The sequence below is a fragment of the Rhizobium sp. LC145 genome (assembly GCF_001005825.1).
Lineage (GTDB): Bacteria > Pseudomonadota > Alphaproteobacteria > Rhizobiales > Rhizobiaceae > Neorhizobium.
Genome location: NZ_LBHV01000020.1, coordinates 1 through 16,709, shown reverse-complemented (window position 1 = coordinate 16,709; position 16,709 = coordinate 1). Strand labels below are relative to the sequence as shown.

Below are 16,709 nucleotides of genomic sequence, written 5' to 3'. Positions count from 1 at the left end.
GCGGAGGTGAGCATAAGCACGAATATTTCCCCCGCGGGTCTCATTGAGACCCGCATGTCCCTGCCGCTGGCGACCTGTCGGCCGCAAGGGAAGCTCCGCCGCGGCCGGTGCAAATCTGCACCTTGATTGCCGCGCCCTTGCCCCCTCCATTCTTCGCGGCGGAAACGAGGATGGCCGCAGGTATGCGGATTGGAAAAGAAGGGCGATCGACAAGTGATCGGAAAACAATGAAGAGAGAAGAGTTGGAGGCGCTGCGCGCCAAGGTGAGTTGCGAAGCCGTACTGGAGCAGGCCGGTTACGACATCGATATTAAGGAAAGCACGCGACGCGCCGTCAAATACCGGCGTGGCGGCAACATCGTCATTGTCACGCATGACGGACGCGGCTGGTTCGATCCGCTCAGCGATGAGAAAGGCGATGTCTTTGGACTTGCCATGTTCCTGGAAGGAATTTCATTCCCGTCCGCAACGGAAGCGGTCGCGTCAATTGTCGGGTATCAACTCTCCCGGTCGGAATGGAAGTCCTCGCGGTCTTCAGTGCCAGTAAAAGACATTGGCGACCGTTGGCGCAGCCGGCGCTCGCCTTCGCCCGGATCCGGTGCCTGGCGCTATCTGTGCTGGGAGCGCTGGATCCCGACGGCCATCGCCCGGCAGGCCATTCGAGCGGGTGTCCTTCGGGAAGGGCCCTTCGGCAGTATGTGGGCGGCCCATGTCGATAGCGAGGGACGCGTCGTCGGCTGGGAAGAGCGCGGTACCGACTGGCGTGGCTTCGCCACCGGGGGCTCTAAGGTTCTTTTCCGTTTTGGACCAAGCGATGCCTCTCGTCTCTGCGTTACCGAGGCCGCGATCGACGCGATGAGCCTCGCAGCGCTCGAGGGCTCGCGCGAGCAAACTCTCTATCTCAGCACTGGCGGCGGGTGGTCTCCGGCGACAGACGCGGCGCTTGCCGAACTTGCTGTGCGGCCGGGACTGACACTGGTGGCCGCGACCGATGCCAATTCTCAGGGTGATGTGTACGCCGAGCGACTGCGCGCGCTCGCCGAGGCGTCCGGCTGCGACTGGCAGCGGCTCCGTCCGCCGGCGGAGGATTGGAACGAGGTTCTCCAAAACAGGGAAAGTGAAAAACGGGAAAGGAAAACCGCAGGGAATAACGGGGCCTGCCGCATGCGCGCCGGCCGCATCAAGGGAGGCTTCGCCCGGCATGCGCCGGCCCTTGACCCGGCCGGACACGAGGCCGGCAGCGTGGAAGGGGTCATGAAGGACTGAAGAGAATGGCAAGGTTGAAACGACTTGTGCTGCCTTCGGTCCAAAACCCCGAAAAGGATCAAGCTGATGACCTCTATAGCCCCTCCCCGCAAAATCTTTCAAGGAGCGGCCAAGCGCGCCGACATGTTCCGGATGTTCGACAGGCACGCGATGCGCCCGGACCGCTTTGATGGCGACCAGTCTGCCGTCTATGCCGGCGAATGGTTCGAGATCGATGAAACCTCCTACTCCTATATGCTCGATATCCTGCCGCCGCTCTGGATGCGCGGGCCGATCTTTGCGATGCGTGAGTTCATGACCGGGTCGGTGACCTCGGTATTTTACGCGATCCGGATCGACGAAGCGGTCCGTTACTTTCACACCTACTGCGACCTCTCGGACCCGAACTCTGTGGAGGCGATGCGGACCGCAATCGTTGACCGCGAAACCCGACCAGTCCGGGCGATGAGCCGCGAAGAACGGCTTGAGCACATCTGGAGCACGACGACCGACGACTATCGTGGCTATGCCGGCGACCGCTGGCCGAAGCAGATGCAAGGACATCGCACGGTGATGCTCTACGGTGGCAGTGAAGGCACGTTCCTGAAGTTGCTCGACACCCTGTCTGACGACGAGATCGCGGCCAAGCTGCCGGTGCATCTACGCCACTTCCCCTCAGCCCTGGCCGCCTGAGCCAGATCATCATTCGCAAATTTCGCGCCCTAAGCGGCCTTCTCCGTGGCCGAGCGATGGCGCTCGCCCTCATTTCAAGGAGCTTTCCCATGAGCAACGATCCCTTCACGCTCGACATGTTCGGCTCGAATGTGCTTGTCGCCGGCCTCGGACTTGGTGTGACAGCGTTCGGCGGGTTTTCGTCTAATGCCGCCAATGATGACGATCCGGATCCCCTGCCGCCAGCACCTGCTCCTGCCGTCCCCGTCGCTACCACGCCCGTCCGGCGCGCAAGGCTTCGGGCAAACTTCTATCTGGACGGCGACCGCAAGCTGGCGTCCTCCTGGAAAGATCGCGCCCGCGCCAATGTCGCCGCGATCCTCATCGCCGACGGCATTGCCAAGCAGGACCGGCCGGCGACGCCAAAAGAACAGGCGCAGTTGATCCGTTTCACCGGCTTCGGCGCCGGCGAACTGGCCAATGGCATGTTCCGTCGGCCGGGCGAGGTCGATTTCCGCCAGGGCTGGGACGATATTGGTTCTTTGCTGGAGACCTCGGTTTCCGAGTGCGACTACGCGTCGCTTGCCCGCTGCACCCAGTATGCGCATTTCACGCCGGAATTCATCATCAGGGCAATTTGGGCTGGGGTCCAAAAACTGGGCTGGCGCGGCGGCCGGGTGCTGGAACCTGGCATCGGCACGGGGCTCTTCCCTGCCCTGATGCCAGAGCCCTATCGTGACGCCGCCTATGTTACCGGGATCGAGCTCGATCCGGTCACCGCTCGCATCGCCCGCCTGCTTCAGCCGAAGGCGCGGATCATAAATGGCGACTTTGCCCGTACGGATCTGGCTCCGATCTACGATCTCGCCATCGGCAATCCGCCCTTCTCTGATCGCACCGTCCGCTCGGACCGCGTTTACCGATCGCTTGGCCTTCGTTTGCACGACTATTTCATCGCCCGGTCGATTGACCTGCTGAAGCCCGGCGCGCTCGCCGCCTTCGTCACATCGCATGGCACCATGGACAAGGCCGATACCACGGCACGGGAGCATATTGCGAAATCCGCCGACCTGATCGCAGCAATCCGCCTGCCCGAGGGCAGCTTCCGTCGCGACGCCGGCACGGACGTCGTCGTCGACATCCTCTTCTTCCGCAAGCGCAAGCCCGGAGAGCCGGAGGGAAATCAGCTGTGGCTCGATGTCGATGAGATCACGCCGGCCACCGACGACGAAGGCGCCATCAGGGTCAATCGCTGGTTTGGTCGGCATCCGGACCTCGTGCTCGGCACACACGCCCTGACCTCCGGCCCGTTCGGCGAGACCTACACATGCCGCCCACGCGATGGAGAGGATCTCGAAGCCGCCATTGCCACTGCCATCGAGCTTCTGCCGGCCGATCTCTATGACGGCGAACCGACACCGATCGATATTGATCTGGAGGAAGAACTCGGCGAAATCGTCGATCTGCAGCCGAAGTGCGGGACTGTTCGCGAGGGCAGCTTCTTCCTCGACCGGTCAAAGGGTCTGATGCAGATGCTCGACGGATCCACCGTGCCGGTCACCGTCCGTAAGGGGCGCTCAGGCGATGGGGTCCCGGAAAAGTACGTCCGGATCGTCTCAAAGCTGATCCCGATCCGCGATGCAGTGCGCGAGGTCCTGAAGGCGCAGGAAACCGATCGGCCATGGCGCGATCTCCAGGTGCGATTGCGCATCGCCTGGTCGAGCTTTGTGCGCGATTTCGGGCCGATCAACCACACAACAGTCTTGATCCAGGAAGATGCCGGGACCGGTGAGGTCAAGGAGACCCACCGCCAGCCGAACCTGGCTCCCTTCCGCGACGACCCGGATTGCTGGCTTGTGGCCTCAATCGAAGATTACGATCTGGAGACCGACACCGCGAAGCCCGGTGCGATTTTTTCCGAACGCGTGATTGCTCCGCCCGCGGCGCCGACGATCACGTCTCCTGCAGATGCGCTCGCCGTCGTTCTGAATGAACGAGGCCACGTCGATATCGACCATGTCGCTGAGCTGCTGCACAGCGATCCTGTGGCTGTGGTCGACGAACTGGGTGACGCCATCTTCCGTGATCCGGCCGATGGATCGTGGAAGACGGCAGACGGATATCTCTCAGGGGCCGTCCGCACAAAGCTCGCTGCCGCGCAGGCCGCAGCCGAGCTCGATCCGACGTATGAGCGCAACGTGCGCGCCTTGGCAGTCGTTCAGCCGGCAGACTTGCGCCCCTCCGACATTACCGCCCGTCTCGGCGCACCTTGGATCCCGGCCGCCGATGTCGTCGCCTTCGTCAGGCAAAAGATGGACGCAGATATCCGCATCCATCATATGCCGGAGCTTGGTTCATGGACAGTCGAGGCTCGTCAGCTCGGCTATAGCGCCGCTGGCACATCCGAATGGGGCACCAGCCGCCGGCATGCCGGCGAGCTGCTTGCCGATGCGCTCAACAGTCGAGTCCCGCAGATTTTCGACGTCTTCAAGGATGCCGATGGCGAACGCCGGGTGCTCAATGTTGTCGATACCGAAGCCGCGCGCGACAAGCTCCAAAGGATCAAGCAGGCATTCCAGGACTGGGTCTGGACCGATCCGGATCGAACCGACCGGCTGGCCCGCGACTACAATGACCGTTTCAACAACATCGCGCCGCGCATATTCGACGGCTCTCATCTGAAACTTCCCGGCGCCTCTGGCGCCTTTGTTCTTTATGGGCACCAGAAACGCGGCATCTGGCGGATCATTGCCGATGGCTCGACCTATCTCGCTCACGCCGTCGGCGCCGGCAAGACGATGACGATGGCGGCGGCCATCATGGAGCAGCGCCGGCTTGGACTGATCGCCAAGGCCATGCTGGTCGTGCCTGGCCATTGCCTGGCGCAGGCGGCGCGCGAGTTCTTAAGCCTCTATCCGAATGCCCGCATTCTCGTCGCTGACGAGACCAATTTCACCAAGGACAAGCGCGCCCGGTTTCTGTCGCGTGCGGCGACTGCAACGTGGGATGCGATCATCATCACGCATTCGGCGTTCCGCTTCATCGCGGTACCCTCTGCCTTCGAACAGGAGATGATCCAGGACGAGTTGCAGCTCTACGAAGACCTGATGGCCAAGGTCGACAGCGAGGACCGCGTTTCGCGCAAGCGCCTCGAGCGGCTGAAGGAAGGTCTTCAGGAGCGGCTCGAAGGCTTGGCGACCCGCAAGGACGACCTTCTGACCATCTCCGAGATCGGCGTCGATCAGATCGTCGTCGACGAGGCGCAGGAATTCCGCAAGCTCTCCTTCGCCACCAATATGTCGACGCTGAAGGGCATCGATCCGAATGGCTCGCAGCGCGCTTGGGATCTCTATGTCAAATCGCGCTACATCGAGACTCGGAACCCAGGCCGCGCGCTCGTGCTTGCCTCCGGCACGCCGATCACCAATACGCTTGGCGAGATGTTCTCCATCCAGCGCCTGCTCGGTCATGCGGCACTTTCTGAGCGCGGATTGCACGAGTTCGACGCCTGGGCCTCCTGCTTCGGCGACACGACCACCGAACTCGAAATCCAGCCATCGGGAAAATACAAGCCGGTCAGCCGCTTTGCTTCCTTCGTCAACGTGCCCGAGCTGATCGCCATGTTCCGCTCGTTTGCCGATGTGGTGATGCCGAATGACCTGCGGCAATACGTGAAGGTGCCCAACATCTCGACCGGCCGGCGGCAGATCATGACGGCCAAGCCGACGGCGCTGTTCAAGACCTATCAGCAGACCCTCGGCAGCAGGATCAAGGCGATCGAGCAGCGCGAGGGGCCCGCCAAGTCGGGCGACGACATTCTGTTGTCCGTCATCACTGATGGGCGCCATGCGGCGATCGACCTGCGCTTCGTCATGCCGGCGACCGACAACGAGGAGAACAACAAGCTCAATCTGCTCGTCCGCAATGCCTACGGGATCTGGAAGGATACCGGCGAGGCGATCTATCGACGCCCCGACGGCAAAGACTTCGATCTACCAGGGGCTGCGCAGATGATCTTCTCCGATCTCGGCACGATCAATGTCGAGAAGTCCCGCGGCTTCTCGGCCTATCGTTTTATCCGCGACGAGCTGGTCCGGCTCGGCGTGCCCGCCCCGCAAATCGCCTTCATGCAGGACTTCAAGAAGACCGAGGCCAAGCAGCGACTGTTCGGCGATGTCAGGGCCGGCAAGGTTCGTTTCCTGATCGGCTCGTCGGAAACTATGGGCACGGGCGTCAACGCCCAGCTTCGGTTGAAGGCGCTCCATCACCTGGATGTGCCTTGGCTGCCGTCGCAGATCGAGCAACGGGAAGGCCGGATCGTTCGCCAGGGCAACCAGCACGACGAGGTCGATATCTTCGCCTATGCGACGGAAGGCTCGTTGGATGCCAGCATGTGGCAGAACAATGAGCGCAAAGCCCGGTTCATTGCCGCGGCCCTGTCTGGCGACACCTCGATCAGGCGACTGGAGGATGTTGGTGAAGGGGCGGCCAACCAGTTCGCCATGGCGAAGGCGATCGCATCCGGCGATGAACGGTTGATGCAGAAGGCAGGCCTGGAAGCCGATATCGCACGGCTCGAACGGCTGCGGGCCGCCCACGAGGACGATCAATACGCCGTTCGCCGGCAGATGCGTGATGCAGAGCGCGAAATCGAGCTCTCGACCCGGCGGATTGAGGAAATCGGCCAGGACATCGCGCGGCTACAGTCGACCACAGGCGATGCCTTCACTATGACGGTGCTCGGTAAAGAACATGCCGAGCGCAAGGAGGCCGGTCGCGCGCTGATGAAGGAAATCCTCACGCTTCTACAGCTTCAGCATGAGGGCGATGTGCATCTTGCCACGATCGGCGGCTTCGATCTCGTCTATGAGGGTGAGAGGTTCGGCAAGGGTGGCAGCTATCGCTACGAGACGCTGCTCCAACGCACCGGAGCCGATTACGAGATCGACCTGGCGATCACGGTGACTCCGCTCGGCGCCATCTCACGGCTGGAGCACGGACTCGACGGCTTCGAGCAGGAACAGCTTCAGTATCGCCGGCGGTTGGAAGAGGCCGAGTGCCGGCTGGCCTCATACCGTTCGCGAGACGGAGGAGCGTTTGCGTTCGCTGACGACCTGAAACGGAAAAGGCGTGAACTACGTGACATCGAAACGCAGCTGGCGGCTGACCTCGGCAATGAGACCAACGCACTGGCCGCATAGCTGCATTGCACGATAAATGTTTTCCGATTGGTCAAAAATCAGGCATAAAGCCTACAGCTGATGCATATGGCGGTCTCCTCCCAGTTCCGCCGCCGCAGCTGTTCCCCTCTGGAGGTCAAAGATCTCCACACTTTATGGGCCGCGGGTTACTCCGTCGGCCCTTTTTTCTTGCACATTATCATCCAGAGATATCTCATTCTGGCCAGGCTGACGACCACGGTGCTGTTCTTCCTTGCGAGAAAAACTGTCGAGATAGCGCTCGCGCATCGTACACATGTCGATGTCGCCACTGATCCATGCATCCAGCAGAGCCATAAAGATTGGGTCCTCGTCGATCGGCGTACCACGGGACCTCGCGCGATCGATGGCGCGTTGTGCGATGGCCCTCCGGGTTGCAGGATCTGTATGCATCTTTCCTCGACTGGCACTCTTGGACGACGGCGACATTTATCAGCGAGTGTTCACGGTCGCGACTTGAATTTTCCTGCCATCAACAATATCTGAGCATCACTTCCCGTTCAGATGATGTCCTGCCGCCGCAATCGCTGTGGCTTTTGATGTCGTCCGGGATCAGAAAAAGGGCGCTCCCCTCGCGGGTCGAGCGCCCTTTTGCGTTTCGGTTTCCGGTCGAGGTTTTTCATGTCGTTCGCGCCTCGGCGTACGTGGACCGCTCTTCTAATGGAAAAATGGAACAGAAGGAGGAGGGAAAGAACCGGTCGCAGATCGGTCCTCCTGCCGACGCGTGCGCTCAACCGCCGCCTGCGCCATCCCGGCTACTCGTTCTTCGCAGGGCTGTCAGCCCCGCTCGTCCTTCGCAGCAGGGATGCTCGGCCGCAGTTGCGTCAGTCCGGCCGTTCGGCGGTCCGGGAGGTGTCTTCGAGAAAAATGAAGACAGGAAGGGCTGGCATGGCGCCGGTCCGGAACCCTCTAGACAAGGACAAATCCCATGCAGATCATCAAGGTTGACCCGCGCGCTTTGAAGGAAAACCCCGACCGAATGCGCCAGTCGAAGTCGTCGCCGCAGGCCGATGCGCTGATGCTGGCGACGATCAAGGCCGTCGGCATCGTTCAGCCGCCGGTGGTCGCTCCGGAAACGGATGGCGGAAATGGTTATATCATTGACGCCGGGCATCGTCGGGTGCGTCTCGCCATCGCGGCCGGTCTCGAAGAAATCGAAATACTCGTCGTTGATGCAGCCAACGACAATGGCGCGATGCGTTCCATGGTCGAGAACAGCGTCCGTGAAGCGCTCAATCCGGTAGACCAATGGCGAGGTATTGAACGCCTTGTTGCTCTCGGCTGGACCGAGGAAGCGATCGCCGTCGCTCTCGCTCTTCCTGTCCGCCAGATCCGTAAGCTGCGCCTGCTTGCCAATGTGCTGCCAGCTATGCTGGAGCAGATGGCGCTGGGTGACATGCCGTCCGAGCAGCAGTTGCGGGTGATCGCGGCGGCGGGCCAGGTCGACCAGAAGGAGGTCTGGAAGGCTAACCGCCCCAAGAAGGGTGACACCGCTGCCTGGTGGCAGATCGCCAATGCGCTGACGAAAAAGCGCATGTATGCCAGGGACGCGAGCTTCGGTGACGATCTGGCTCAGGCCTACGGCATCGAATGGGTGGAGGATCTCTTCGCACCGGCCGACGAGGACGGTCGCTACACCACCAATGTCGAAGGTTTTCTTGGCGCCCAGCACGAATGGATGACGAGCAACCTGCCGAAGCGCGGCGCGATCGTCGAGGTCAACAGCTGGGGCCAGCCGGAACTGCCGAAGAAGGGATCCCAAGTTTACGGCAAGCCGTCCAAGTCCGACCTTACGGCGCTCTACCTCGATCGTGACGGCAAGGTCCAGACGGTGCACTACCGCATGCCCGAGGCGGCGAAGCCGAAGGGTGCTGTTGGCGACGGATCGGTCACTGGCGGCGATGACACCGACGCAGTCGCCACGCCGAAAGCCCGGCCCGACGTCACGCAGAAGGGCCACGACATGATCGGCGATTTCCGCACTGATGCCCTGCACGATGCGCTCGGTCGCGCGCCGATCGAGGATGATATGCTGGTGGCGCTGATGGTCCTGGCGTTCGCCGGCCAGAATGTCCGCATCGACTCCGGCGCAGATGGCACCTTCTACGGCGGCAAGCGCTTCTCGCGTCATGCCGTCGGACTGTTTGACGAGCATGGCAAGCTCGCCTTCGATCAGGACACGCTTCGGGTCGCCGCCCGCTCGGTGCTGATCGACGTCCTCTCGTGCAGGCGGGGAATGTCGAACAGCGGCATGGTCGCGCGCATCGCCGGCGAGGCGATCGGCGCCGACGCGTTCCTGCCAAACATGGGCTCTGAAGAATTCCTCATGTGCCTGTCGCGGCAGGCACTGGAAGCCTCTTGCGCTGAGGCATCGGTCCAGCCGCGCCCGAAGGTCCGCGAGACGCGTACAGCGCTCGTCGAGCATTTCGCAACTAAGCACTTCGTGCATGCGTCGGCCCGCTTCGCGCCGCCGGCTGACGAACTGCTGGACTGGATCCGGGCAGGCGCCGCCACGGATGTCATTGACGCGGGGTCCCAAAATCACGGCGACAGCGATCTCGATGACCTATCAGTAGATCAGCCAGAACACGATACCGACGATGCGGTCGGTGGCGAGCCGCAGGATGCGGATTTGCCCGGTCATGATGATTATGATGAAGATGTCGATCTGAGGGATGCAGCATGACCGCCGCCCTCCAGTCGAACATTGCAAACTCCACCCCCGATCTTTCGGGGGTGGAGTTTGCCACCAGCGCAGACGGCCTGCCCCTGGCCCGCATCGGTGACCTGGTCCTTGCCATGGTCACATCACCCAGCGGCTTTGCTTTTGTTGCAAGCGCCGGTGCGATCCGTCGGCCACTCGCCGATCTGACGCGGGCAGAATTCATCGGGCATGACGGCCGGGTTGCCGATGAGGCCGAGTTCCGGGCGCGCGTTGCCGAGACTGCTGATCACAAACGCGATGTGGCCAAGCTGCACCGCGCGCAAACCCGCATGTCGGTAAGCACACCATGGGGCGGATCGCAGATGGCGGTCGTGTACGCAGTGGGCGTCGTCGCCCACATGACATCAGGGCATGGCGGCTTCCATCTGTCGACAGAGCGCAATGCCAAGGTCCATCCGCTGCTGCGGAAGGATATGCCCTGGTACGAGGAAGACTGCGAATGGGCGATCGTCGCGATCAGTTTCCCGGACCTGTTCACCGCCTACGAGCGGTCGATGGCAGAAAAGACCTTCCGCAATACCTGGCCCGACGTCTGGGAGACGATCCGCGGTTGCCCGCTTGCCGAGGGTGAGAGCTGGGCCAGGGATCGCCGGGCGTTCGGTCAACGCCATGCGGCGGACTACATCGCTATGTCGGCAATCTTGTCCGATCAGCGCCCCGGCATGACGGAGGTCGTGGCGAAGATCGGCGGAGGCCATATCCGCGGTGGTGAAGAACGCCGTTTTCTGGTGGCAAGCGACGAATATGCGGGGCGGGGGCGGTTCGGCTTCGTCATCGATCTCGCTCGCCACCCTGAATATGATGGCCCCTCCTCCTTCATTGGCTGGCGAAACCGGGGGGATGGGTCATGATCGACATCCGCCTCTTGAGGCCGCTGGCGAAAGCAATCGGCGCCCGGCGCGAGACCCAGCGGCATCTCGATTGTCTGACCCGTCAGATTGCGGCGCGCGCCGGAAGACAGGCGACCACGGTGAAGGTCCGGAGCCGCGTGCGGCGCCGGTCCAGTCCCCGTCCCCACTACCATGAGCTTGCGGACCGCTTTGCCTTCGAGCGCTGGGGCGAACTCGACACGCTCGTCTGCACGCTGGCGATGCAGGAGCAAGTCATCGGGGCGTTCCAGCATCGCGACTGCGAGCCTGTGCGGCATCCGGCGATATAGGAAGACCCGAGGCGAAAGGACCAGGCGATGTCCTTACCCGGCTTCGACGTCATCGTCATTGGGGGCTTGGCCATGTCTATCGCTTGCCTTGGGATTGATATCGGACCCGTGCCGGACTGCCCTTCTTGTTCGCTGCGGTCTGAACCGGCGGCCGGTCGTTTCAAGGCCGCTGTCGCGCCGCGGGGCGGCCGATCCAGCCTCTCTGCGCGAGGGCAGGCTCGCGAGGTCTGCTCAGGTCAAGACCTGCTGGCCCGCAACCCTGCCCTGCTGGCTCAGCCGGATCGAACCTGTGAAGCCGCCCGTCCCTTGCCGGTTCCTGGTCGTCCGCATCGAAGGGCAGACCGGCACGGGCCGGAACCGCTTCGCAACCAAGGAAGGAACAGACATGGCCAAGCCCTCTACCCCCAACCGCTCCAACGCCAGGTCGTCGCAACTCCGTAAGGGCGCAACCCTCGAAATGGTCCGCCTCTCCTGCCCCGACGCCACCCAGGCGTCCAAGATCGCGACAAGCTTCGGCACGGCAGTCGTCGACAGCGATGGCATCCGCAGCCTTCACGAGCGGCTGATCGTCGAGACCGCCGAAAGCCTGTCCGAAGGCCTCGGCGAGAAGGCGATGCAGATCCACCTCCAGCGCATCGTCGGGGCCTTTGTCGGATCCGCGCATGGCGCCGGGCAATTCTACTCCCGCGCCGTCACAGAGGCGCGCGACGCAACGGCCAAGGCGTCCAACGATGCCCGCGACGAGGATCTCGATGGTCCGGTCGGCTATGACAGCGCTGCCCAGCGCAAGCGGGAGTTCGCGGCCGACATGGGTGTCCAATCGCACGCGCTGCGCATGGCAGCCGAGGGCGCCGTCGCGGCTTACGAACAGGTCATCGGCGAGACCTGGAAACCTTTCGACCGGCCGGTCGAAAATCCGGGCGCATCGCTCGACCGCAAAGCGGCCGAAGCTCAGTTGGCCGCTTTCGTATAACACATTGGCGGGGTCGCACCCCGCTCTTTCTTCATGTTCCGAGGCTGGCGCTCGTGGGCGCCGGCCTTTTCCATCTCGAGAAGAAAGGCTGAAGACGCGCCTATTGCGGCCCGTCCCGCTCGGCGGTCCTGCAGGAGCCGGGCGCCCATGCAACGGCTTTGCCGTCCTCCACGCTGTTACGGCCGTTCCGGTGCATGGCCGCGCCATCGGCCCCTGACTTCGGACCTCCGTGACGGACCGCGACAGGCGCGGTCCTGGGAAAAGGAGAAGAACTCATGACAAAGAAATCGGAATCGGACCGTGCGGATATCTACACGCGGATCACTGATCGGATCGTTGAAGATCTCGAACAGGGCGTGCGCCCCTGGATGAAACCATGGAGCGCCGCCAACACGCATAGTCGCATCAGCCGACCGATGCGCCACAACGGCCTGCCCTATTCCGGCATGAACGTGCTGCTCCTGTGGTCGGAGCAGGTATCGCGGGGCTTCTCCTCCTCGATGTGGATGACCTTCAAACAGGCGCTCGAGCTGGGTGGGGCCGTGCGGAAAGGCGAAACGGGCTCGACCGTCGTCTTTGCCAGCCGCTTCACAAAGTCGGTAGCCGACGGAAACGGCAATGATGTTGATCGGGAAATTCCGTTCCTGAAGGCATATTCTGTGTTCAATATCGAGCAGATCGACGGTTTGCCCGACACCTATCATGCCCCGCCGGCCAAGATCCGGGATCCTGTCGAGCGAATAGAGCGCGCCGATCTCTTCTTCCGCAACACCGGCGCCGTGATCCGGCACGGTGGCAATCAGGCCTATTATTCACCGGTCATGGACTTTATCCAGATGCCGCCCTTCGAAGCGTTTCGCGATGCTGCCGGCCACGCGGCTGTCCTCAGCCATGAGGCGACCCATTGGACGGCGGCGGAACATCGCGTCGGACGAGATCTATCGCGCTATGCGAAGGACCGGACGGAGCGCGCGCGCGAAGAACTCATTGCCGAGCTCGGGAGCTGCTTTCTCTGCGCCGATCTCGGCATCGCGCCGGAGCTCGAGCCGCGGCCGGATCATGCGTCCTATCTTCAGTCGTGGCTATCGGTGCTGGCCAACGACAAGCGGGCGATCTTCCAGGCGGCAGCCCATGCGCAGCGCGCCGTGAGTTTCCTGCATTCCTTGCAGCCGGAAGCGGATGTGAAGGCTGCCGCCTGACGCTCAGGCGCGGTCGTCACCACCAGTGGCGGCCCCCTGTTCCATGTTCCGTTGGTCCTTCAGACCTTGTGCGATGTCAGCATCCAGCCTTCCCCAGATTGACGGTTTTTGAGCGTCGGGTTTGGGTTTGCGGGTCGGTCTACGTTCGACGATGAACGGCTTGGTCTGCTGGCGCATTGATCCTCCGGGCTGCGATTCGCGAATGCAACGATATCTCACTGGGAGATCGGGCAAGCGAGCCAATGTTTGCACGAACTTGTGTCCCGACTGAATCAGCAACGACGGTCGAAGCGGGGGATGGCGCAAGATGCCATTCGTGCCCAGGCGAGAGCGGCGGAACACCATTGCCATATCCCTTCACGCTAGAGTTTCCGGCAACCCATCTGCGGGCTCGATGAGGCATGTCTGACCGGAGACCGGCTGCGCCTCGATCGTCTTCCCGCAACGGCATTCCGCAAATTTCTTACCCCGGAGCCAACCTACCCCACTCGACAAGTCGAGTGGGGACCCCAGCTAGGCTCCTCCTCTCCGACTAACAAATTTGCGACTTGCCGCCCTTCATTGCATTACGGCCCTATTGGGTGCGGTCCGATCGTCACCGGTCTTTGCGACAGCCATCGAGGCCGCGATGGGCGTGGCCCGAACATGAGAAAAGGAATACGACAATGGCAACCATCGGCACATTCACCTCCACCGAAAACGGCTTCACCGGCTCCATCCGCACGCTCGCCCTTAACGTCAAGGCCCGCATCGCCCGGGTCGAAAACCCCTCCGACAAGGGCCCGCAGTTCCGCGTCTACGCCGGCAGCGTCGATTATGCTTAGACGGTGATTATGCGGAGTGCCGGTCGCTGAAGGCTGTATTTGCCGATGATTTCGGCGGATCCTGCTCCGCATAATCCCGGAGGCGGTGATGGATAGTGCGTCTTAAAATAGGGACGCGTTTGGCCTATGCTGATACCCACGATCAGTTAGGCGAAAGCTGCAAAGTTGGCGGAAAAGAATGATGCTTGGGAGAACATTGCTCGCATTCGACGGCGGTTAGCCGAACTGAGTGACGAGCAGATGGCGCTTGAGCGTGAGCTGGAAGCATTTAAGCAGCAGCTGATTTCCGATAGCCAGGCCCACGCAGATAAGCCGGTCTTCGCAGATGCTCCTGTGACAAACAGCTCACCGTCAGTGGAAAAGGTGCAGTTGTTCCGGCAGCTGTTTGCCGGACGTCCCGACGTCTTTCCGGTTGGCTGGAACAACAAGAAGGACGGACGCTCCGGCTATTCACCGGCCTGTTCTAATGAGTGGGCGAAAGGAATCTGCGGCAAGCCGAAGGTGAAATGTGGGGACTGCCCGCATCAGGCGTTCATCCCATATTCCGAGGATATCATCGAAAAGCACCTTCGTGGCGGAGATGCCCGTTCAAGTGACTTTGTTGCCGGCGTATATCCATTGCTGCAGGACGAGACATGCTGGTTCCTTGCTGCTGACTTCGACAAGGAAAGCTGGGTAGACGACACCAGAGCTCTGCTGGCCACTTGCCGTGCAAAAGGAATTTCCGCTGCCCTCGAACGGTCGAGGTCTGGAAACGGTGGCCATGTCTGGATATTCTTCTCCGAACCCGTTCCCGCAAAGATCGCACGACAACTTGGTGCCGCGCTAATAACGGAGACGATGGAAAACCGTCCTGAGATCGGCTTCACGTCTTACGACCGTTTCTTCCCCAACCAGGACACGATGCCACTTGGCGGCTTCGGCAATCTGATCGCGCTTCCTCTGCAAAGGAAAGCCCGTGAAAATGGCAACAGCGTTTTTGTCGATGGCGACCTACGACCTTACGATGACCAGTGGGCATACCTGTCGTCTTTGCCCAGGTTATCGGCGGACGAAGTCTTCAGGATTGCCGACGAAGCCGAATTGTCGGGGCGGGTCTTGGGCGTCCGTATGCCAGTCGATGACGAACATGCCGATGAGCCGTGGAAGATGTTGCCGTCACGTCGTAGCGAGCCGCGGCGAATTGAGGCTGCGATCCCGCAAAGCATCAAGGTCGTGATCGCTGATCAGGTTTACATTGATAGGACCGAGCTTCCGTCCGCGCTGATTGCGCAGTTCGTGCGCCTGGCAGCATTCCAGAACCCGGAATTCTATCGTGCGCAAGCAATGCGATTGCCGACATTCGGCAAGCCGCGGATCATCTCCTGTGCCGAGCTTCATCCACGCCATGTCGCGCTGCCACGAGGCTGCTTCGACGAAGCAATTGAGCTCATTAAGAGCCATGGCACGACGGCCATTCTGGAGGATCACCGCGAGGACGGAGACGCGCTACCCGTCGGCGTCTCGTTCCTAGGGGAACTGCGACGGCCACAATCGCGGGCCTTTGATGCTCTTGTCGTCGACGATAACGGCGTGCTCGCCGCCACGACCGCCTTCGGCAAAACAGTTGTCGCAGCTGCACTCATTGCACATCGAAGCCGCAACACGCTTGTTCTTGTTCACCGCAGGGAGCTTCTCACCCAGTGGGTTGAGCGTCTGAGTTCCTTCTTGAGCATCGACCCAAAGCAGATCGGCACTATCGGTGGCGGGAAAAGGAAGCCGACAGGGATCATTGATGTAGCGCTGATCCAAAGCCTGGTTAGGAATGGCGAGGTCGATGACATCGTCGGCAATTACGGTCATCTGATTGTCGACGAGTGCCACCATCTGTCCGCTGCAAGTTTTGAACTTGTCGCTCGCAGATCGAAGGCGCGATATGTCGTCGGGCTGTCAGCGACGGTCGCCCGAAAAGACGGACATCATCCGATTATCTTCATGCAATGCGGGCCCGTTCGCCATCGGGTCGATGCGAGAGTTCAAGCTGCCGAGCGTGGCATTCGCCACCGTGCCCGCGACCGTTCGACGAAGTTTGAGTTGCCAGCGTCGCTCGTCTCGGCAGAGCGCCCGTCAATGCCAGCGATCTATGCGGCCCTTGCGCAGGACCAAGGCCGAAATGACCTGATATTCGATGACGTGCTGAAATCCCTCGAGGCAAAACGTTCGCCCATCCTTCTTACGGAGCGGAAGGATCACCTCGATTATCTGCAGCAGAAGTTCTCGCCGTTCGTGAAAAATCTGGTGGTGCTGCGCGGTGGCATGTCGGCGAAGGATCGCAAGCAAGCCAACACGGCGTTGAATGTCGCAGACGATGATGAGCGTCTGATACTTGCGATAGGGCGCTATATCGGGGAAGGCTTCGATGACGCCCGGCTCGACACGTTGTTCCTGACCATGCCGATCGCCTGGAAGGGAACTCTGGCGCAGTATGTCGGCCGTCTGCATCGCCAGCATGATGGCAAGCGGGACGTCCTGGTCGTCGATTATGTCGACAGCACCGTTCCGGTGCTGGCCCGGATGGCCGCAAAGCGACGATTGGGTTATCGCGCGCTGGGCTATGTGATCGAATGAGGGCGCCCCGCTTTGAGCGGAGCGCCGTGGTTCTGGTCAGCGAGACCAGATGAGCTTGTGCTCGCCCTTGTCGCCCTGGACGAGGGA

At 61.6% G+C, this 16,709-nt stretch carries 11 protein-coding genes and 1 pseudogene; 10 read left to right on the top strand and 2 right to left on the bottom strand.

Annotation, left to right across the window (positions count from 1 at the left end; translation table 11 throughout):
* Nucleotides 1-170: 170 nt before the first annotated feature.
* From YH62_RS28100 to YH62_RS28090, 3 genes are all read left to right on the top strand, one after another.
* Nucleotides 171-1,265 (top strand): DUF3991 and toprim domain-containing protein, encoded by a 1,095-nt coding sequence (locus YH62_RS28100; RefSeq protein ID WP_245282234.1) that lies wholly within the window; start codon nucleotides 171-173, stop codon nucleotides 1,263-1,265.
* Between the two features lie 66 nt (nucleotides 1,266-1,331).
* Nucleotides 1,332-1,937, top strand: a complete 606-nt coding sequence (locus YH62_RS28095; RefSeq protein WP_046797634.1) for a DUF1419 domain-containing protein — start codon at nucleotides 1,332-1,334, stop codon at nucleotides 1,935-1,937.
* Between the two features lie 89 nt (nucleotides 1,938-2,026).
* Complete coding sequence (locus tag YH62_RS28090; RefSeq protein WP_046797633.1) at nucleotides 2,027-7,117, top strand: DEAD/DEAH box helicase family protein; 5,091 nt, start codon at nucleotides 2,027-2,029, stop codon at nucleotides 7,115-7,117.
* 132 nt (nucleotides 7,118-7,249) lie between these two features.
* On the opposite strand, the gene YH62_RS28085 is transcribed toward YH62_RS28090, so the two are convergent.
* Nucleotides 7,250-7,432 (bottom strand): hypothetical protein, encoded by a 183-nt coding sequence (locus YH62_RS28085; protein ID WP_170986376.1) that lies wholly within the window; start codon nucleotides 7,430-7,432, stop codon nucleotides 7,250-7,252.
* Nucleotides 7,433-8,063: 631 nt separating this feature from the next.
* Between YH62_RS28085 and YH62_RS28080 the strand changes: the two genes are divergently transcribed.
* The 5 genes from YH62_RS28080 (at nucleotide 8,064) to YH62_RS28060 (ending at nucleotide 13,191) form a co-directional block, all read left to right on the top strand.
* Nucleotides 8,064-9,821, top strand: a complete 1,758-nt coding sequence (locus YH62_RS28080; RefSeq protein ID WP_046797631.1) for a ParB/RepB/Spo0J family partition protein — start codon at nucleotides 8,064-8,066, stop codon at nucleotides 9,819-9,821.
* On the top strand, nucleotides 9,818-10,711 hold the full coding sequence (locus YH62_RS28075; protein WP_046797630.1) for a hypothetical protein: 894 nt from the start codon (nucleotides 9,818-9,820) through the stop codon (nucleotides 10,709-10,711). The genes YH62_RS28080 and YH62_RS28075 overlap by 4 nt, the downstream gene beginning before the upstream one ends.
* Nucleotides 10,708-11,019 carry a hypothetical protein gene (locus tag YH62_RS28070; RefSeq protein WP_046797629.1) on the top strand — a complete coding sequence of 104 codons (312 nt, stop codon included), beginning with the start codon at nucleotides 10,708-10,710 and terminating at the stop codon, nucleotides 11,017-11,019. The genes YH62_RS28075 and YH62_RS28070 overlap by 4 nt, the downstream gene beginning before the upstream one ends.
* A gap of 385 nt (nucleotides 11,020-11,404) precedes the next feature.
* Entirely contained in the window at nucleotides 11,405-11,992 is a 588-nt protein-coding gene (locus YH62_RS28065) for a hypothetical protein (RefSeq protein ID WP_046797649.1), read from the top strand.
* 275 nt (nucleotides 11,993-12,267) lie between these two features.
* The gene (locus YH62_RS28060; RefSeq protein WP_046797628.1) at nucleotides 12,268-13,191 is read left to right on the top strand and encodes a zincin-like metallopeptidase domain-containing protein; all 924 of its coding nucleotides are present in this window, start codon (nucleotides 12,268-12,270) and stop codon (nucleotides 13,189-13,191) included.
* 3 nt (nucleotides 13,192-13,194) lie between these two features.
* Here the strand turns inward: YH62_RS28060 and YH62_RS30635 are convergent, their stop codons facing one another.
* Entirely contained in the window at nucleotides 13,195-13,368 is a 174-nt protein-coding gene (locus YH62_RS30635) for a hypothetical protein (protein ID WP_170253620.1), read from the bottom strand.
* Nucleotides 13,369-13,856: 488 nt separating this feature from the next.
* On the opposite strand from YH62_RS30635, the pseudogene YH62_RS28055 reads away from it, so the two are divergent.
* Together YH62_RS28055 and YH62_RS28050 are read left to right on the top strand one after the other, a co-directional pair.
* Nucleotides 13,857-14,006 (top strand): annotated as a pseudogene (locus YH62_RS28055) (DUF736 family protein); the annotation flags it as partial.
* A 174-nt stretch (nucleotides 14,007-14,180) separates the two neighbouring features.
* A complete protein-coding gene (locus tag YH62_RS28050; protein ID WP_046797627.1) occupies nucleotides 14,181-16,622 on the top strand; it encodes a DEAD/DEAH box helicase in 2,442 nt (813 codons plus the stop codon).
* The last annotated feature ends 87 nt before the right edge of the window (nucleotides 16,623-16,709 follow it).